Here is an 18,777-nt window from a genome sequence, read left to right as displayed (position 1 = left end):
CCGTGAGGCCGGTGCTCCGTCGGCCCCGGTCATGTTGTTGCTGCATGGCTTCCCCAGTTCGTCGCATATGTTCCGCGACCTGATCCCTTTACTCGCCACGCGATTCCGGGTGATCGCCCCGGATCTGCCGGGTTTCGGGTTTACCGAGGTGCCGGCCGAACGCGATTACCTCTACAGTTTCGATAACCTGGCGATCACGGTGGGGCATTTTGTCGAGGCGTTGGCGTTGAGCCGCTACGCCCTGTACGTCTTCGATTACGGTGCGCCGGTCGGTCTGCGCCTGGCGGTGGCACACCCGGAACGGGTCAGCGCGTTGGTGTCGCAAAATGGCAACGCCTACCTGGAAGGCCTGGGCGATGCCTGGGCGCCGATTCGTACCTACTGGGCCGAGCCGAGCCAAGCCAACCGTGAAGTGATCCGCAACGCCGTGATCAGCCTCGAAGGCACGCGCTACCAGTACCTGCATGGTGTGAATCAGCCCGAGCGGGTGGCGCCGGAAGCCTACATGCTCGACGTACTGCTCATGCAGCGTCCCGGCAACGACGAGATCCAGCTGGACCTGTTCCTCGACTACCGTAACAACCTGACGCTCTACCCGGCATTCCAGGCCTTCTTCAACGCCACGCAAGTGCCGACACTGGTGATCTGGGGCCAGAACGATCCGTTCTTCATCCCGCCAGGTGCGCACGCCTATAAAACCGACAACCCCAACGCGGTGGTGGAACTGCTGGACACCGGCCACTTCGCCCTGGAAACCCATGCGGCGCATATCGCCGAGCGGATTCACGCGGTACTGGGCAACGCCATCAACTGATGGCGCACCACGAACGCACACGTTCGTCCAGTGAATAAAACAGACTGGCCGGGTGCCAATGGCCCTGTTACAACAGCGAAAAGCCTCACTGACGCTGGAGACGCATCCCATGAGCACCTGGCCAGACACCCGAATTCTCGACCTGCTGGGCATCGACGTGCCGATCATCCAGGCCCCCATGGCCGTCGGCACCACCACGGCCATGGTCATCGCCGCCAACGCTGCGGGTGCGCTGGGTTCATTACCGGCCGCCGCGCTGAGCATCGAGCAGCTGCGCGACGCGCTGAGCACTATCCGCCAGGCCGGCGCACGGCCGATCAACGTCAATTTCTTCTGCCACCAACCGCCCGCGCCCGATGCAGCGCGTGATCAACACTGGAAGGCGTTGCTGGAGCCCTACTACCGCGAATTGGGTGCCGACTATGACGCGCCAACCCCGGTCTCCAACCGCGAACCGTTCAACGAGGCGGCTTGCCAGGTGGTTGAAGAGTTTCGCCCGGAGGTGGTCAGTTTCCACTTTGGCCTGCCGGAAAAATCCCTGTTGGACCGAGTAAAAGCCTCGGGTGCGAAAGTGCTGTCCTCGGCCACCACCGTCGAAGAAGCCCTCTGGCTGGAACAGCACGGCTGCGATGCAATCATCGCCATGGGCAGTGAAGCGGGTGGGCATCGTGGGTTGTTTCTCAGCGATGACCTCAACACCCAGATCGGCTTGTTCGCCCTGGTGCCGCAAGTGGTCGACGCCGTCAGCGTGCCGGTGATTGCCGCCGGCGGCATCGGTGATGCACGTGGGATTGTCGCGGCATTCGCCCTGGGCGCCTCGGCGGTGCAGATCGGTACGGCGTACCTGTTTACCCCCGAAGCCCATGTCACCGCGTCCCACCATCACGCACTGCGCCACGCCCAGGCCAGCGAAACCGCGCTGACCAACCTGTTCACCGGTCGCCCGGCACGCGGCATCGTCAACCGGGTCATGCGTGAGCTCGGTGCAATCAACCCGGCCGCGCCGGCCTTCCCTACCTCCGGCGGTGCGCTGATACCGCTCAAGGCCAAGGATGAGGCCGGCTTCAGTAACCTGTGGTCCGGCCAGGCCCTGCGCCTGGGCAAAGACATCACCACGTATGAGCTGACCCGCGAACTGGCGGAGCAGGCGTTGGCCAAGTTCAACTAGAACCTTCACCTGTGGCAACTTTGCACTGTACCGGCAATGGCCAACCGCTATATATTCCCATACATAGCGGTAAGGCCTTCTCCCTATAACAAGCCGTACAGACTCAAAGGAGCTGCTTCATGAAGACTCACGCCCCACGCTTGGCCGTCCTGGTCGCTGCCCTCGCCTTCGGTTCGGCGCAGGCCGATGAAGTCCAGGTGGCCGTGGCCGCCAACTTCACCGCACCGATCCAGGCGATTGCTGCCGACTTCGAGAAAGACACCGGCCACAAGTTGGTCGCCGCCTACGGTGCCACCGGCCAGTTCTACACCCAGATCAAGAATGGCGCGCCCTTCGAAGTGTTCCTGAGCGCCGACGACACCACGCCGCAAAAACTCGAAACCGAAGGCGACACCGTCAAGGGCTCACGCTTCACCTACGCCATCGGCACCCTCGCGCTGTGGTCGGCCAAAGAAGGCTACGTGGACGCCAAAGGTGACGTGCTGAAGAAAAACGAATTCCGGCACCTCTCCATCGCCAACCCCAAAGCCGCACCCTACGGCCTCGCCGCCACCCAGGTGTTGGCCAAGGAAGGTCTGACCGAGAAGGTCAAAGACAAGCTCGTTGAAGGCCAGAACATCACCCAGGCCTATCAGTTCGTGTCCACCGGCAACGCCGAGCTGGGTTTTGTCGCCTTGTCGCAGATCTACAAAGACGGCAAAGTCACCAGCGGGTCGGCCTGGATTGTTCCAGCCGCGATGCATGACCCGATCAAACAGGACGCAGTGATCCTCAACAAGGGCAAGGACAGCGCGGCTGCCAAGGCACTGGTTGAGTACCTCAAGGGGCCTAAAGCCGCTGCCGTCATCAAGTCCTACGGTTACGAGCTGGCCAAGTAAATGCCGTTATCGAGTGCCGATTTTTCCGCTATCTGGCTGACCATCAAACTGGCGTCACTGACCACCGTGATCCTGCTGGTCATCGGCACTCCGATTGCCCTGTGGTTGTCGCGCACCCGCTCCTGGTGGCGCGGCCCCATCGGCGCCGTCGTCGCCTTGCCGTTGGTGTTGCCGCCGACGGTGATCGGCTTCTACCTACTGTTGACCATGGGCCCCAATGGCTATTTCGGCCAGTTCACCCAGTGGCTGGGCCTGGGCACTCTCACCTTCAGCTTCGCCGGGCTGGTCATCGGTTCGGTGATCTATTCCATGCCGTTTGTGGTGCAGCCGTTGCAAAACGCCTTCTCCGCCATCGGCACGCGCCCGCTGGAAGTGGCGGCGACCTTGCGCGCCAATCCCTGGGATACGTTTTTTAGCGTGATCCTGCCCCTGGCGCGTCCAGGCTTCATCACCGCTTCGATCCTCGGTTTCGCGCACACCGTCGGTGAATTCGGCGTGGTGCTGATGATCGGCGGCAATATCCCGGACAAGACCCGGGTGGTGTCCGTACAGATCTACGACCACGTGGAAGCCATGGAATATGCCCAGGCCCATTGGCTGGCCGGTGCCATGGTGGTGTTCGCGTTCCTGGTGTTGCTGGCGCTTTACTCCAGCCGTAAAACCAAGATGGGCTGGAGCTGATGTCGATGATCGATGTACGCCTGCACCTGAAGTATTCGGGCTTTGCCCTCGACGTCGACCTGCACCTGCCCGGCCGCGGGGTGACCGCGTTGTATGGGCATTCCGGCTCCGGCAAGACCACGTGCCTGCGCTGTATCGCCGGGCTGGAGCGCGCCGAAGACGGTTTTATCCAGATCAACGATGAAGTCTGGCAAGACAGCCGCAACGGGCGGTTTGTACCCCCGCATAAGCGCGCGCTGGGTTACGTGTTTCAGGAGGCCAGCCTGTTTGCGCATCTGTCGGTGCGAGACAACTTGGCGTTCGGCCTCAAGCGCATTCCTCGGCAGCAGCGCCGTGTGGACATGGACCAGGCCACCGAGTTGCTGGGTATCGGTCACCTGCTTGACCGCCATCCCCAGCACCTCTCCGGCGGTGAACGCCAACGCATCGGCATCGCCCGCGCGCTGCTCACCAGCCCAAGCCTGCTGTTGATGGACGAGCCGCTGGCCGCCCTCGACAGCCAGCGCAAAGGCGAGATCCTGCCGTACCTCGAACGCCTGCACGATGAGCTGGATATCCCGGTCCTGTACGTCAGCCATGCTCAGGATGAGGTGGCGCGCCTGGCCGATCACATCGTGTTGCTCAGCGACGGCAAGGCCTTGGCCAGCGGCCCCATCGGCGAAACCCTGGCGCGGCTAGACCTGCCCCTGGCGTTGGGCGACGACGCAGGTGTGGTGATCAACGGCACGGTCAACGCCTACGACGATCACTACCAGTTGCTCACCCTGCAACTGCCCGCCAGCGACCTGCACATGCGTGTGGCCCATGCACCGCTGGCCGTGGGCAAAGCGCTGCGCATCAAGGTGCAGGCGCGTGATGTCAGCCTGAGCCTGCAGGCCGAGGAACACAGCAGCATCCTCAACCGCTTGCCGGTGACGGTCATTCAGGAGATCTCGGCGGACAACAGCGCGCACGTGCTGGTGCGCCTGGACGCGGGGGGCACGCCGTTGCTGGCGCGCATCACGCGCTTCTCCCGCGACCAACTGCAATTGCACCCCGGCCAGACGCTGTGGGCGCAGATCAAGGCGGTCGCCGTGCTGGCGTGAAAAACCTTTTGGCACGACCGCATACGGCTGCGGTCAATCAGACATACCGGCCTGATTTGTTGCCAAGGAACCCGTCCCATGTCCGACTCTGCGCTGCCCCGCGACCTGCATTACGTTGACGACACCCAGCCTGGCATCCGTCGCAAGACGGTGCGCGGCAAGTTCCAGTATTTCGACCCCAAGGGCGTACGCATCACCGACGCCGATGAGATCAAGCGCCTCAACGCCCTGGCGGTCCCACCGGCCTACACCGATGTGTGGATCTGCGCCGACCCGCGCGGCCACCTGCAAGCCACCGGCCGCGATGCACGTGGGCGCAAGCAGTACCGCTATCACGCGCGTTGGCGTGAAGTGCGCGACAGCGACAAGTACGCCCGGTTGCAGGAATTCGGCAACGCCCTGCCGACATTACGCAAACAGTTGGAAGCGAAAATCGCCGAGCCTGGCTTCACTCGCGAAAAAGTCTTGGCCACCGTGGTGATGCTGTTGGACGCCACGCTGATCCGCGTCGGCAATACCCAATATGCGCGGGACAACAAATCCTACGGGCTGACCACCCTGCGCACCCGCCATGTGGATGTGAAAGGCAGCGAGATCCAGTTCCAGTTTCGCGGCAAGAGTGGCGTGGAGCATCAGATCAGCGTCAAGGACCGGCGCCTGGCCACGGTGGTCAAGCGCTGCCTGGAATTGCCGGGGCAGAACCTGTTCCAGTACCTGGACGAAGATGGCGAGCGGCACACTGTCAGCTCCCAGGACGTGAATGAATACCTGCACAGCCTCACCGGTGCGGACTTCACCGCCAAGGACTACCGCACCTGGGCCGGCACGGCCATGGCGCTGGCGGTGTTGCGGGAATTGGAGTGGCAGCCTGAGTCCGATGCCAAGCGACACGTCGTGGCGATGGTCAAGGACGTCGCCAAGCAGTTGGGCAACACCCCGGCGGTGTGCCGCAAGTGCTACATCCACCCTGCCGTACTGGAGCATTTCAGCCTGGGCGAACTCTCCAAGCTGCCTAAGCCGCGACTGCGCAAAGGGCTCAAGGCCGAAGAGGTCGCCTTGGCGATGTTCCTTGAACAACTGGCGGCGGACTTGCCGAAAAAAGCCAAGGCGGGTTAGGCTTTGCCTCCCTTCTGATTCGCAGGACGATCGCCGACGTGAACCACTAAGCCTTCCAAAATGTATCTGCAACAAGCCGCCTGGCGCGCTTGTTGGCCTGTCCGACATTTTCTTGGAGGTGCTGATGACTGACGTCAACCGGCTGCCCGCGCTTGTTTCCCTGCAACACCTGAGTGTCCAGTTCGCCAGTGGCGAAACCTTGCTGGACGACCTGAGCCTGTCCATCGATCACACCCCCACCGGCATTGTGGGGCGCAACGGATGCGGTAAGAGTGTCCTGGCCCACGTGATCGCCGGGCTGCTGTCGCCCTCCTCCGGCACCCGCAATGGTACGGCCACTGTGGTCTATGTGGCGCAGAACCCCGTGGTTGCGCCAGGCGCGAGCATTGCCGACCTCACCGGCACCGCCGCGATCTTGTCAGCCCTTGGGCGCATGGCCCAAGGCACGGCGCAGGTCGATGATCTTGAGTTGATCGACGACCGTTGGGACCTGGCCGAGCGTTTGCGCAACGCCCTGGATGCAGCGGGCCTGGAAGCGCTTGGTGTCGACACCCCGGCCGACACACTCAGCGGCGGTCAGTTGGCACGGATTGCGGTTATCGGCGCGCTATTGGCTTCGCCACACCTGCTGGTGCTCGACGAGCCCACCAACCACCTCGACAGCGATGGCCGTGTATGGCTGCTGCGCCAACTCAGTGAGTGGCGCGGCGGCCTGGTGGTGGTCAGTCATGATCGACAATTGCTCAACACCATGGCACGCATCGTTGAACTGTCGCCCCTCGGCGTCCACGTGTATGGCGGCAACTACGATGCCTATCGGCACCAGCGCAATGCCGAACAACAGGCCGCCGTCTGCGCACTGGAACACGCCCGCCTGGCGCGCAGCCGCGAACGTCGGCGCCTGCAAAAAGATCATGACAGCCTGCAGCGCAACGCCGCTCGCTCACGCAAACACGCCGAGACCGCCAACGTCGACCGATTCACCCAGGCACGCTGGAAAGGCGCCGCCACGGAAATCGTCAACACCCTGCGCAGCGCGCACGGGCAGCGCAAACATGACCTGGATGCCCAGGTGCGCGAGGCCTACGAACGGGTCATGGAGGAAACGCCGACGCTGTTGGCGTTGCCCGCTTGCGCAGTGCCCGGCGGTCGCCAGGTGGTGTCCCTGATAGACGTAGAATTGCCTTGGCTGCCGTCGAGCCGCCTCAACGTCCAACTCGCCGGCCCGGTGCGCGTCGCGGTACGTGGGCCCAACGGCTGTGGCAAGTCCACACTGCTCAAGGTATTGGCGGGAGCATGGCGGGCGGTAAGCGGGGAATGCCGGGTGACGGTGCCCACTGCCTACCTTGATCAACACCTCGCACTGCTGGACGATCAACACTCCATCGTTGAACAGCTCAACCTGCTCGACACGCCACTGGCCGAAGCCCCATTGCGCACGCGCCTGGCTTTGCTGCAACTGGATGCCTTGCGGGTGACCCAGCCGGTCGGGCAGCTCAGTGGTGGCGAACGGCTAAAGGCAGCCATGGCCATTGCCCTGTGGCGCGAGGAGCCCGCGCAGCTGCTGTTGCTGGACGAGCCGACCAACCACCTGGACTTGGAATCGGTGACGGCGGTTGAGCAGGCGCTGCAGGGGTTTACCGGGGCAATCATTGTGGTGTCCCATGACCCGGCATTTGTGCAAACGATCAGGCCGACGCATTACCTCGACTGGCATCGCACGGGTTGGTCCCTGCAGTGTGTTTGAGGTCATTGCATACGCGCTGAAAGCGTCCTACGGTAGTGGCCGTATAATCTCACCGAGGAACCCGGTCCTATGCTGCCTTCGCCCCGCAAGCCCTACGCCAACGCTGCACTTGCCCATCGACAGCGCTGGCGTGGTCGGGTCGGGCTGATGCTGGTGGCCAGCCTGTCGGTACTGGCGGGCATGACCGATGCCATCGGTTTCATGGCAAGCGGCGACTTTGTTTCGTTCATGAGCGGCAATACCACGCGCCTGGCGGTGGCGATCAGCGCGGGAGAGCTTGGCCTGACCGGGCGCCTGTTGTTGCTGGTTGCGACATTTATCGTCGGCAACGCCTTGGGGGTAGTGGTCAGCCGGCTGAGCCGCCGCCATGCGTTGCCCTTGCTGTTGTGTATTGCCGCCCTGTTATGCGGTGCGGCATTCCTGCCGTTCGCCGATACGTTGCCCGCGCTGCTGGCGGCGATCGTCGCGATGGGCATGCTCAATGCCGCTGTGGAAGAGGTCAACGGGCTGCCGGTAGGGCTGACTTACGTCACCGGCGCGCTTTCCCGCTTTGGTCGCGGGCTGGGACGCTGGCTGCTGGGGGAGCGCCGCAGTGGCTGGCGTGTGCAGTTGATCCCGTGGGGCGGGATGTTCGTGGGGGCAGTCATTGGCGCGCTGTTGGAGCAGCAGCTGGGCCTGAAGGCACTGCTGGTCAGCGGCGTACTGGCGGGGTTGCTGGGGCTGATCTCGCTGAAAATCCCGCGCCGTTGGCACCTGGGTTACATGCCGCGCTGAAAAAAGAAGATGCTCGCCCGACGTTTAGGCCTCGACGTCCGTGTACTGGTAAAGAGCCATCATGTCGGGCGAGCCGGTGAATCATAAGCTAATGCCTCGCGGCTGTCGTGCCAGGCATTTCCTAAAACGACTAAGGCATTCGCCTACAGGCAGGTCGCGAGTGCGGCCAAACGACGCTTGGCCGGTATGTTGTCTTGTGCGGCGTAGTAGTTGATGGTCGAACCGGTACCCGCGCTTTGCACGTCGGCGAAGTAATCACCCGCGGTGGTGTAGACGGTAAAACCGCCCGCACCGATCGGCTCCTTGAAGCCGCCGGCGTCAACGCCGAAGACGCTTTCGTCCTGCCAGCCGAACTGGACGCATTCGGCAACTACCAGGGTGGCCTTGTCCGAAGCCAGGGTCTTGTAGGGCGTACCTGCACGCGCCTCTTTCATCTTCGAACCCGCGCAACCGGCCAGGGCCGCCAGTACCAGTGCGCCAATTACCACCTTGTGCATGCCATTGCTCCGTTGGAAAAAACGCGACTGTACCATTGCCGTGCGCCGGACTGCCGGATGCATGAACTTTGTTTCACTGTAAAGACGGAAAACGCGGCCTATAGTGGCCACGCTCATTTTTAGAAGTATCCCTTCTGCCCGCTCTCCCGCGGGCTTTTTTTCGCTGGGTGGTTGTCAGAGCAACCAGCGGAACAGGTAGAACAACGTCATGCTCAGCAGCACGGTCATCAGCACGTTACGCGTCCAGAACATCAACGCCACCGCGCTGATACCCGCCAGCAAATAAGGGTTGGCCGGGCTCAGGTTAAGCTGGTGGTCGGCGAGAAAGATGATCGGTCCGCAAATCGCCGTGAGCATGCCCGGCACCGCAAACCCGAGAAACTCCCGCGCACCGCGGTTGAGGCGCACCGGCAGACGCGGTTCGATAAACAGATAACGGTTGAGGAAGACCACCAGGCCCATCGCCACAATCATGATGTAGATCATCGCTGCCCCACTCCCAGTCGCTTGCAGGCATACCCTGCGCTCATGCCAAGCACGCCGGACACCACCACCGCCGATTCCCACTGCAGGAAACTCAGCCACACCGAAAACAGCAGCGACACCGCCACGCAGACCACCGTGGGGATGTCACGCACCACCGGCGTAATCAACGCGATAAACGTCGCAGCGATGGAAAACTCAAGGCCCAGTTGATCGAGGCCGGGAATGCTTTTACCGAGCACGATGCCGGCCAGGGTGAAGAGGTTCCAGGCGATATAAAACGTCAGGCCCACGCCCAGAGCGTACCAGCGATTGAACGTCTCGCGGTCGTAGTGGCTGACCAGGGCGAAGAATTCATCGGTGAGCAGAAAGCCCAGGCTCATGCGCCAGCGGGTGTTGAGGGGCGACAGGATCGGGCGCAAGTGCATGCCGTAGAGCAAATGCTGGGAGGTGAGCAGCAAGGTGGTCAGCACAATGGAAATCAGGCTGGCGCCGCTCTTGACCATGCCGATAGCGACCAGTTGCGCAGCGCCGGCAAACACGATGGCGGATAAGCCCTGAGCTTCCAATGGGCTGAACTGCGCATCAATGGCCATGGAACCGGCCAGCAGCCCCCATGGCGCACAGGCCAGGGACAGCGGAATCACGGCGATTGCGCCGCGAGCGAAGGCGTAATGAGGTAAGGCGGTAGGCATGGAAACGGCTCATCGACAGACAGTCGACAAGCATGCCAGCGCAACAAGGGACTTGTCTTGAACGATCTTGCTCAGGCGAGCCTGACAGACACTTGCTCCACCGAGTCGCGTGCTTCGCGCAATTCGTGGGCGTCCTGGTTGAGCCGGTGAATGGTATTGAGCAGGCGCTGGCGCAGCACTTCATCACCGAGTTTTTCGACCGCGCGCATCAGGTCGAACGCCGCGGTTTCGTTATTATCCGCGACGGAATCCAGGGTCTTGCGCAGGTTGCGAGTGGCACGGGTCACGCGGAGTCTTCCTTCATCAGCAATGGGGAGGCACTTTAGGACATTCATGTTTCATTTTAATTTCAAACACTTGTGGCGGATTTCAAGGGATTTGATCCATATCAATTGATACAGCATTTGACCGATACTTCAGCCATGCCGCTATCGACCCCACTGGCATGCGAACTTTGCGTCCGCGAACTGATCCATGCTCTGCACCACCTACCACAGCGCGCCAGCAGCACCTGCTGAGCCATCGGAGCGTTAACCCATGCTTGTCGCAATTGCCATTTTCATCTTCACCATCGTACTGGTCATCTGGCAGCCCAAGGGCTTGGGCGTCGGCTGGAGTGCAACAATGGGCGCCATCCTGGCCCTGGCCTCTGGCGTGATCAGCCTGGCCGACATCCCGGTGGTGTGGCACATCATCTGGAATGCCACCGGGACCTTTGTCGCGTTGATCATCATCAGCCTGTTGCTGGACGAGGCCGGCTTCTTTGCCTGGACCGCCTTGCACGTCGCGCGCTGGGGCCGTGGCCGCGGCCGACGCCTGTTTGCTTATATGGTGTTGCTCGGCGCGCTGGTGTCGGCCCTGTTCGCCAATGACGGCGCGGCGCTGATCCTTACGCCGATCGTGATGTCGATGCTGTTGGCCCTGCGCTTCTCCCCGGCGGCGACCCTGGCATTCGTCATGGGCGCAGGCTTTATCGCCGATACGGCGAGCCTGCCGCTGGTGGTGTCGAACCTGGTCAATATCGTCTCGGCGGACTATTTCAAGATCGGCTTCAACGAATACGCGGCGGTGATGGTGCCGGTCAACTTTGTCAGCGTCGCAGCTACGCTGGCGGTGTTGCTGTGGTTCTTCCGTCGCGATATCCCCCAGACCTACGACCCAGCCGACCTCGAAGACCCCGCCAGCGCCGTCCACGACCGCGCCACCTTCCGCGCCGGCTGGTGGGTGCTGGGCATCCTGTTGGTCGGTTGCTTCGCCCTGGAGCCGCTGGGCATTCCCATCAGCGCGATTTCCGCCGCCTGCGCCGTGCTCCTGCTGGTGATCGCCGCCAAGGGCCACAAGATCTCCACACGCAAAGTGCTGAAGGAAGCACCGTGGCAGATCGTAATCTTTTCGCTCGGGATGTACCTGGTGGTGTACGGCTTGCGTAACGCCGGCCTCACCACCTACCTGGCGACCTGGCTCGACACCTTCGCCACTTACGGCGTGTGGGGCGCAGCCATGGGCACAGGGGTGCTGACGGCGCTGTTGTCCTCGGCGATGAACAACTTGCCGACGGTGTTGATCGGCGCGCTGTCCATCGAGTCCAGCCATGCCGTGGGCGTGGTCAAGGACGCGATGATCTACGCCAACGTCATCGGCAGCGACCTGGGCCCGAAAATCACCCCGATCGGCAGCCTGGCCACGTTGCTGTGGCTGCATATTCTTGCGCGCAAGGGCATCACCATCACCTGGGGCTACTACTTCAAGGTCGGCATCGTACTGACGTTGCCGGTGTTGTTGATCACCCTTGCCGCCCTCGCCGTGCGCCTGAGTGTCTGACGGAGATACCGCAATGAAAGTCCTGTTCATGTGCACCGCCAACAGTTGCCGCAGCATCTTGTCCGAAGCAGTATTCAACCACCTGGCGCCGCCGGGTGTTGAGGCGATCAGCTCCGGCAGCTTTCCCAAGGGCCAGGTCCTGCCGCGCAGCCTGAGTACGCTACAGGCCGCGGGCATCAGCACCGAGGGCCTCTATAGCAAGGGTAACGAGGCCTTTGCAGACAGCCCGCCGGATGTGGTGATCACCGTGTGCGACAAGGCGGCCGGCGAAGCCTGCCCGGTGTACTTCGGGACCGCCATGAAGGCGCATTGGGGCTTGGAAGACCCTTCGGATGTGCTCGGTGATGAGGCGAGTGTGCAAGCTGCATTCGACGCCACCCTGGCGATCATTGCCACGCGCTGCCGGGCGTTTTTTGCCGTGCCATTTGACCGCCTCAGCCCTGCGGAACGCAACGCTGAACTCGCGCGCATTGCACTGCTGTAACCGGAGGAACCATGACCACCCTGCCCTTGCCCGAGTCGAATCGATGAGCGCCGTGCAACACGCCTGGCTGGGCCCCTACGAAATCAGCAGCACCGTCTGCACCGGCCTGACCTTTGCCCGCCACAGCCATGATGAATGCGTGATCGGCGTGAACCTGGTCGGCGAGGAAAAGGTCTGGCTGGACCGCCGGGAATTCGACGCCGGGCCGGGCTCGATTACCTTGTACAACCCTGGGCAGATCCAGGGCGGAGGTGCGGCGAATGGCGCGCCGTGGCAGTTTGTGAGCCTGTACGTCAACGCCGACCAATTGGCCGCCGACCTCGGGCTGGCACACGTGGAGTTCGATCGCTCGCTGTGTGTTCAGCCGGACCTCGCCCGGCGACTGGCGCAGACCGTACGAAGCGCATTGAGCGATGATGCGCCGGCCCACGAACTGAACGAAGACGCCTTGGTCCTGCTGCTTGGTGAGGTGGTCAGCCTCAGTGGCGTGCGCCTCGCGGGCAGCGCCGCCCCAGGCAAACACCTGATCAGCCGCGCCCAGGCATTGCTCGCCGAACACCTGCATCAGACATTGCCCTTGGAGCAGCTTAGCAATGAACTGGGGTTGACCAAGTTCCACCTGCTGCGCACGTTCCAGAAAGAAACCGGGCTGAGCCCCCGTCAGTGGGCCATGCAGTTACGCACCCGTCGGGCCAAGGGCCTGTTGCGCGCAGGCGTGGCGGTATCCGACATCGCCCACGACCTCGGGTTTGCCGACCAAAGCCATCTCAATCGGCACTTCCGCGCCGCCTACGGCATCACGCCCGGTCGCTATCAAAGCGTGTTGAAGCGCTGACAGCGCAATCTGGTCCAAGACAGCATCACTGCTTATCGCCAAACTGCCCCCCTCTCTTGAAGGAATGCGGGCATGCTGACGATCTTTTTCTACGCACTGATATTCGGTTTTGTGTTTTGCCTGTCGCCCGGCGCGGTGCTGGCGGAGACTTTGCGCCGTGGCTTACTCCACGGGTTCACCCCAGCGCTGCTGGTGCAGTTCGGCTCCCTGGTCGGCGACGCAGTGTGGGCGGTGATCGGCCTGACCGGAATCGCCCTGCTGATCCAGCATGACGCGGTGCGCGTGCCGTTGACCGTTGTCTGCGCGCTGTACCTGGCCTGGCTGGGCGTCCGTAGCCTGATCGATGCGTGGAAACTGCCAGAACCAGACGATGCCCCCACCACCACCCGGCAAAATGCGCTGGCCGTGGGCGCGGCGATTTCCCTGGCCAACCCGAAGAATATTGTCTACTGGGGCGCGCTGGGCAGTGCGCTGTCGGGCATCGTCGGTGCCACGCCGAGCCACGGGCAGACGCTGATGTTTTTCGCCGGGTTCATGCTGGCGTCGGTGCTGTCGTGTTTTCTGATCGCAGCGCTGGTCAACCTGCTGCGCAAGAACGCATCACCGTTGTGGCAACGCATCAGTTATGGCACTTGCGGGATAGTACTGATCTATCTGGCAGTTCTCGCGGCACTGGGTATATGAAGTTATATACACACTCACTTTCGAACGCCTCTTGTCTGAATGAACTCTGAACAGCGGATCAATTAATTAATCATGCGTTGACATTTTGTAACCGTCTGAGTAGATTGCCCGTGCCCGCAACTTGGGCCTTTTTTAAACCTCACAAAAGAAGCCAATGGACACAGTATCTAGTCGCTGTCCGAGCACCGCATCAGCGGGCATCGGGCGCCAAACCCAGAATATGACAGGACTCGCTTCCCGGTCCGGTAAGCTGCGCTAGAGCTCGATGCTCCACCGTAACTGCCTCGCCGGTCGCCCGTCCGGTCCCGAGGTGTGTTATGACCTTCAAACCCCATGCTTTGCCCGATCCATCTACACTGGCCGCAGCCCTGCGCGCCAAGCGTTGTGTTACCTGCGTGGTGTTTCTCCCGCAGCGCGCGACCGGTGTCGCACCCTCCCCCCAAGACCCACAGAGACCGAAGGTTTTCAGCCTGGGTTTTTGCTGAGCGCTCGCGCCATTCAACCCCACTGAAACAGCCGTTTCCTGATTAAACCCTGGAGTTCTTTATGAACCATTCCAGTTGTAGTCCGCTGCGCGCCTGTTAACTAACGCGCCAGTAGAAGTTATGTAAGCACCTCATTTAAACCGATCGCGAAGTTAGCGACTCGGCATGCTTTCGCTCGCCTGTATTCAGGTAAGTACCGGGTATGTTTTGTCGAAAAGTTGGCGACAGGAGCACACACCATGAGCGCCGTAAAAAACGTCCCATTGAACAAAAAAACCAGCACCGCCGCTGACATCAAACTGTCGATGCGTGCCGCCCGCGAAGCCCACAACGGGCTGTCGGCCACCCTGGCGAACGTGCGTGCCACCCAGGACGGCTTGACCGAGTTGGACGCAAGCGCCCGCTTGCAACGGGAAGGCTACAACGAAGTCGCCCACGACAAGCCGCCTCACGCCATCATCCAGTTCCTGCAGGCACTGAACAACCCGTTCATCTACGTACTGCTGACCCTGGGCGGCATCAGCTTCTTCACCGATTGCTGGCTGCCGATGCAGGAAGGCGAAGACGCGGACCCCACCAAAGTCATCATTATCATGACCATGGTGCTGCTCAGCAGCCTGCTGCGCTTCTGGCAGGAACACCGCTCGGCCAAATCCGCCGAAGCCCTGAAAGCCATGGTGCGCACCACAGCCACCGTGCTGCGCCGTGAGCAAGTGGGCGCCCAACCGACCCTGCGCGAAGTACCGATGCGCGAGCTGGTGGCTGGCGATATCGTGCAACTGTCGGCCGGCGACATGATCCCGGCCGATATCCGCTTGATCGAATCCCGCGACCTGTTCATCAGCCAGGCCGTGTTGACCGGCGAAGCCTTGCCGGTGGAGAAGTACGACACCCTTGGCGATGTCACGCAGAAATCCGCCGGGCCGGTGACCGCCGACCAAGCCAACCTGCTGGACCTGCCCAACATCTGCTTCATGGGCACCAACGTGGTCAGCGGCCGCGCCAAAGCCGTGGTGGTCGCGACCGGGCCGCGCACCTACTTTGGCTCCCTGGCCAAGGCGATTGTGGGCTCGCGGGTGCAAACCGCCTTCGACCGTGGGGTGAACAGCGTCAGCTGGTTGCTGATCCGCTTCATGCTGGTGATGGTGCCGATCGTGTTCTTCCTCAACGGTTTCTCCAAGGGCGACTGGGGCGATGCCTTTCTGTTTGCCTTGGCGGTTGCGGTCGGCCTTACCCCGGAAATGCTGCCGATGATCGTCAGCGCCAACTTGGCCAAGGGCGCCACCGCCATGGCCAAGCGCAAAGTGGTGGTCAAGCGCCTCAACGCGATCCAGAACTTCGGTTCGATGGACGTGCTGTGCACCGACAAGACCGGCACCCTGACCCAGGACAAGATCATCCTCGAGCATCACGTCAACGCTTTCGGCCAGCGTGATGAGGCGGTGCTGTCCCTGGCCTGGCTCAACAGCTATCACCAGAGCGGCATGAAGAACCTGATGGACCAGGCGGTGGTGCAGTTTGCCGAGCAGAACCCGAAGTTCCAGGTGCCGTTCGCGTACAGCAAGGTCGATGAATTGCCCTTCGACTTCGTCCGCCGTCGCCTGTCGATCGTGGTCAAGGATGCCGCCGACGACCAACTGTTGGTGTGCAAAGGCGCCGTGGAAGAGATGCTGAGCATTTCCACGCATGTGATGGAAGCCGGTAAAGCCGTGCCGCTGGATGAGCGTCGCCGTGAAGTGTTATTGGCGCTTGCCAACGACTACAACGAAGACGGTTTCCGTGTGCTGGTGGTGGCCAGCCGTCACATCCCTAAATCAATGGCACGCCAGCAATACACCACCGCCGATGAGCGCAACCTGGTGATCCAGGGCTTCCTGACCTTCCTCGATCCACCGAAGGAAACCGCTGGCCCGGCGATTGCGGCACTGCAACAGATCGGTGTGGCGGTCAAGGTACTGACCGGCGACAACGCCGTGGTCACCAGCAAGATCTGCCGCCAGGTCGGCCTGCAACCCGGCCAACCGCTGCTGGGGGCTGAAATTGAAGCGATGGACGACGCCACCCTGCTGCGCCGCGTGGAAGAACGCACCGTATTCGCCAAGCTCACGCCGCTGCAGAAGTCGCGGGTGCTCAAGGCGCTGCAAGCCAACGGCCACACCGTGGGCTTCCTCGGTGACGGCATCAACGATGCGCCAGCGCTGCGCGATGCCGACGTGGGTATCTCGGTCGACAGCGGGACGGACATTGCCAAGGAATCGGCCGACATCATCCTGCTGGAAAAGAGCCTGATGGTGCTGGAAGAAGGCGTGCTCAAGGGCCGCGAAACCTTCGGCAATATCATGAAGTACCTGAACATGACCGCCAGCTCCAACTTCGGCAACGTGTTCTCGGTGCTGGTGGCCAGTGCGTTCATTCCGTTCCTGCCGATGCTGTCGATCCACCTGCTGCTGCAGAACCTGATGTATGACATCTCCCAACTGGCCCTGCCGTGGGACAAGATGGACAAGGAATACCTGGCCAAGCCGCGCAAGTGGGATGCGAAAAACATCGGTCGCTTCATGATCTGGATCGGGCCGACCTCGTCGATCTTCGACATCACCACCTTTGCGCTGATGTGGTACGTGTTCGCGGCCAATAGCGTGGAAATGCAGACCCTGTTCCAGTCCGGCTGGTTTATCGAGGGCCTGCTCTCGCAAACCCTGGTGGTGCACATGCTGCGCACCCGCAAGATCCCGTTCTTCCAGAGCACCGCCGCGTGGCCGGTGTTGATGATGACCTGCGTGGTGATCGTGCTGGGGATCTACGTGCCGTTCTCGCCGCTGGGCACCCTGGTGGGCCTGCAACCGCTGCCGCTGGCGTACTTCCCATGGCTGGCAGGCACCCTGGTCAGCTACTGCTGCGTGGCGCAACTGATGAAGACGATCTACATCCGCCGCTTCAAGCAGTGGTACTGATCGCCCCTGCCGTTTAAACGGTGGCGGTCGCCCGGCCGCCACCGCGCACTACAAGGAAATACCTTATGCGCGTCTTGATCTGTGCAGGTCGTCATTACGCCGACACCAAAATGTCCCGCCAAGTGCTGGACGCTTACCACCGCCTGCGCCCGGTGCAGGTACTGATCCACGGCGGCAACCAATTCCTCGGCAGCGACGTCGAGGAGTGGGCGCGGGAACTGGGCATCGACGTGGTGCGCTACCCGCCCAACTGGCAACGCCACGGCAAGCAGGCGGAACGCCAGCGCAACCATTTCATGCTGACCGACAGCCGCCCTAACGTGGTCATCGCCCTGCCAGGCGGGGACGACACCTGCGAGCTGGTCTGCCAGGCCAAAGCCAACGGCATTTCGGTGCTGACCGTAGAAAGCTGAATTCAAGCGAGGTGCATCATGCACAAAAAACACCTTCCACTGCGCAAGGACGGGTTTGCCAAATACCGTGCGCGTCAGGCCCGAGGCGCACGCCACACCTTACTGCTACTGCCGCCGGCCAAGCGTCGCGCATTGCAGCGCAACCTGATCTTTATCGGGCTGACCCTGGGCACGTTGTTGACGCTTGCCGTTCTGTCAAAAGCCAACGCGGCCGGTGGTGCTTATGCGGTCGACGACGGCGCAATCAATGCGCCAGGCGAATGCAACATCGACGCCTGGTCCACCGCGAACCGGCACGACGGCAGCACCCATAATGAAACGCTGTCACCGGCCTGCACCTTCGCCGCGATGCCGTCGGTGCAGTGGGGCGCGGCGCTGTCACGCGCCAGCAGCACAGACACGCGCGAAACCCAGGTGAGCCCGCAGCTCAAGGCACAGGTGTGGTCACGGGATGACCTGGGGCTGCAAATGGCCGTGGCAGCCGGCGCGCACTTTGCGCTGGATCGCCGGCACGGGTTTGATGGTGCCGACGTCAACATCCCGTTGACGTGGCAGCCGCTGGAGGCACTGCGACTTAACCTGAATGCCGGTTGGTCCCATGCCTACAACGACGGTGATCAGCAACACCGCCTGACCTGGGGCACGGGTTTTGAGTACCAGGCAGCGCCCTTGCTGACGCTGATCGCCGAGCGTTACGGCCAGGAAGGCGGTGATCAGGCCTGGCAGGCCGGGCCGAGGTTCCATTTGGGCGAATATGTCGACATCGACTTGGTGGTCGGGCGCAGCCTGATCGGCGAGCGTGCGCAATGGCTGACCACCGGCGCCACGCTGCGTTTCTAGCGGCCAACTGGACTTCGGTTGCGCCGACAGACACCGTTTTTCATCGAAGACGAAGATCAAGTGTGGGAGCTGTCGAGCCCCAGCGAGGCTGCGAAGGCGGCGGCACTGCGGGCATCTTCAGCGTCTGACACACCGCTATCGCAGCCTCGCTAAAGCTCGACAGCTCCCACAAGGGATCGGCTGTGTGGGTGGGATTTCGGTCGTAACTGCGAGCACAATTTGAGCCACGATGAAGATCAACTGTGGGAGCTGTCGAGCCCCAGCGAGGCTGCGAAGGCGGCGGTACTGCGGGCATCTTCAGCGTCTGACACACCGCTATCGCA

19 protein-coding genes are annotated in these 18,777 nt (G+C 62.0%); 15 read left to right on the top strand and 4 right to left on the bottom strand.

What is annotated here, in order from left to right; genetic code table 11:
* From AO064_RS00235 to AO064_RS00200, 8 genes are all read left to right on the top strand, one after another.
* Positions 1 to 814: alpha/beta fold hydrolase (locus AO064_RS00235; RefSeq protein WP_064052041.1), on the top strand; the 814-nt coding region annotated here is incomplete at its 5' end.
* Between the two features lie 109 nt (positions 815 to 923).
* Positions 924 to 1,982 carry an NAD(P)H-dependent flavin oxidoreductase gene (locus tag AO064_RS00230; RefSeq protein WP_064052039.1) on the top strand — a complete coding sequence of 353 codons (1,059 nt, stop codon included), beginning with the start codon at positions 924 to 926 and terminating at the stop codon, positions 1,980 to 1,982.
* 119 nt (positions 1,983 to 2,101) lie between these two features.
* Positions 2,102 to 2,860 (top strand): molybdate ABC transporter substrate-binding protein, encoded by a 759-nt coding sequence (gene modA, locus AO064_RS00225; RefSeq protein WP_064052038.1) that lies wholly within the window; start codon positions 2,102 to 2,104, stop codon positions 2,858 to 2,860.
* On the top strand, positions 2,861 to 3,541 hold the full coding sequence (modB, locus tag AO064_RS00220) for a molybdate ABC transporter permease subunit (RefSeq protein ID WP_046034197.1): 681 nt from the start codon (positions 2,861 to 2,863) through the stop codon (positions 3,539 to 3,541). It begins immediately after the preceding gene.
* 5 nt (positions 3,542 to 3,546) lie between these two features.
* The gene (gene modC / locus AO064_RS00215; RefSeq protein WP_064052040.1) at positions 3,547 to 4,626 is read left to right on the top strand and encodes a molybdenum ABC transporter ATP-binding protein; all 1,080 of its coding nucleotides are present in this window, start codon (positions 3,547 to 3,549) and stop codon (positions 4,624 to 4,626) included.
* A gap of 78 nt (positions 4,627 to 4,704) precedes the next feature.
* Positions 4,705 to 5,742, top strand: a complete 1,038-nt coding sequence (locus AO064_RS00210) for a DNA topoisomerase IB (RefSeq protein WP_012724151.1) — start codon at positions 4,705 to 4,707, stop codon at positions 5,740 to 5,742.
* A gap of 124 nt (positions 5,743 to 5,866) precedes the next feature.
* Positions 5,867 to 7,489, top strand: a complete 1,623-nt coding sequence (locus AO064_RS00205) for an ABC-F family ATP-binding cassette domain-containing protein (protein WP_064052037.1) — start codon at positions 5,867 to 5,869, stop codon at positions 7,487 to 7,489.
* 69 nt (positions 7,490 to 7,558) lie between these two features.
* Positions 7,559 to 8,263 carry a YoaK family protein gene (locus AO064_RS00200; RefSeq protein ID WP_012724149.1) on the top strand — a complete coding sequence of 235 codons (705 nt, stop codon included), beginning with the start codon at positions 7,559 to 7,561 and terminating at the stop codon, positions 8,261 to 8,263.
* Positions 8,264 to 8,406: 143 nt separating this feature from the next.
* On the opposite strand, the gene AO064_RS00195 is transcribed toward AO064_RS00200, so the two are convergent.
* The 4 genes from AO064_RS00195 to AO064_RS00180 form a co-directional block, all read right to left on the bottom strand.
* Positions 8,407 to 8,760 (bottom strand): hypothetical protein, encoded by a 354-nt coding sequence (locus AO064_RS00195; RefSeq protein ID WP_064052036.1) that lies wholly within the window; start codon positions 8,758 to 8,760, stop codon positions 8,407 to 8,409.
* A gap of 174 nt (positions 8,761 to 8,934) precedes the next feature.
* Entirely contained in the window at positions 8,935 to 9,246 is a 312-nt protein-coding gene (locus AO064_RS00190) for an AzlD domain-containing protein (RefSeq protein WP_012724147.1), read from the bottom strand.
* Positions 9,243 to 9,938 (bottom strand): AzlC family ABC transporter permease, encoded by a 696-nt coding sequence (locus tag AO064_RS00185; protein ID WP_012724146.1) that lies wholly within the window; start codon positions 9,936 to 9,938, stop codon positions 9,243 to 9,245. The genes AO064_RS00190 and AO064_RS00185 overlap by 4 nt, the downstream gene beginning before the upstream one ends.
* 71 nt (positions 9,939 to 10,009) lie before the next feature.
* The gene (locus tag AO064_RS00180) at positions 10,010 to 10,225 is read right to left on the bottom strand and encodes a hypothetical protein (protein WP_043205333.1); all 216 of its coding nucleotides are present in this window, start codon (positions 10,223 to 10,225) and stop codon (positions 10,010 to 10,012) included.
* A gap of 250 nt (positions 10,226 to 10,475) precedes the next feature.
* Here AO064_RS00180 and AO064_RS00175 point away from each other — a divergent pair, with 250 nt between their 5' ends.
* The 7 genes from AO064_RS00175 (at position 10,476) to AO064_RS00145 (ending at position 18,454) form a co-directional block, all read left to right on the top strand.
* Positions 10,476 to 11,759 (top strand): arsenic transporter, encoded by a 1,284-nt coding sequence (locus tag AO064_RS00175; protein ID WP_064052035.1) that lies wholly within the window; start codon positions 10,476 to 10,478, stop codon positions 11,757 to 11,759.
* A gap of 13 nt (positions 11,760 to 11,772) precedes the next feature.
* Positions 11,773 to 12,243, top strand: coding sequence for an arsenate reductase ArsC (locus AO064_RS00170; RefSeq protein ID WP_064052034.1), 471 nt, complete (start codon positions 11,773 to 11,775; stop codon positions 12,241 to 12,243).
* 43 nt (positions 12,244 to 12,286) lie between these two features.
* Positions 12,287 to 13,078, top strand: a complete 792-nt coding sequence (locus AO064_RS00165) for an AraC family transcriptional regulator (protein WP_064052033.1) — start codon at positions 12,287 to 12,289, stop codon at positions 13,076 to 13,078.
* A gap of 72 nt (positions 13,079 to 13,150) precedes the next feature.
* Positions 13,151 to 13,762 (top strand): LysE family transporter, encoded by a 612-nt coding sequence (locus tag AO064_RS00160; protein WP_064052032.1) that lies wholly within the window; start codon positions 13,151 to 13,153, stop codon positions 13,760 to 13,762.
* A gap of 724 nt (positions 13,763 to 14,486) precedes the next feature.
* Positions 14,487 to 17,201, top strand: coding sequence for a magnesium-translocating P-type ATPase (mgtA, locus tag AO064_RS00155; RefSeq protein WP_064052031.1), 2,715 nt, complete (start codon positions 14,487 to 14,489; stop codon positions 17,199 to 17,201).
* 65 nt (positions 17,202 to 17,266) lie between these two features.
* On the top strand, positions 17,267 to 17,614 hold the full coding sequence (locus tag AO064_RS00150; protein WP_064052030.1) for a DUF2493 domain-containing protein: 348 nt from the start codon (positions 17,267 to 17,269) through the stop codon (positions 17,612 to 17,614).
* A gap of 18 nt (positions 17,615 to 17,632) precedes the next feature.
* Positions 17,633 to 18,454, top strand: coding sequence for a hypothetical protein (locus AO064_RS00145; protein ID WP_064052029.1), 822 nt, complete (start codon positions 17,633 to 17,635; stop codon positions 18,452 to 18,454).
* The last annotated feature ends 323 nt before the right edge of the window (positions 18,455 to 18,777 follow it).

It is taken from the genome of Pseudomonas marginalis, from assembly GCF_001645105.1.
Taxonomy (GTDB): Bacteria; Pseudomonadota; Gammaproteobacteria; order Pseudomonadales; family Pseudomonadaceae; genus Aquipseudomonas; species Aquipseudomonas petroselini.
The sequence above is the reverse complement of the archived record's forward strand: the minus strand, read 5'-3'. Positions and strand labels throughout refer to the sequence as shown.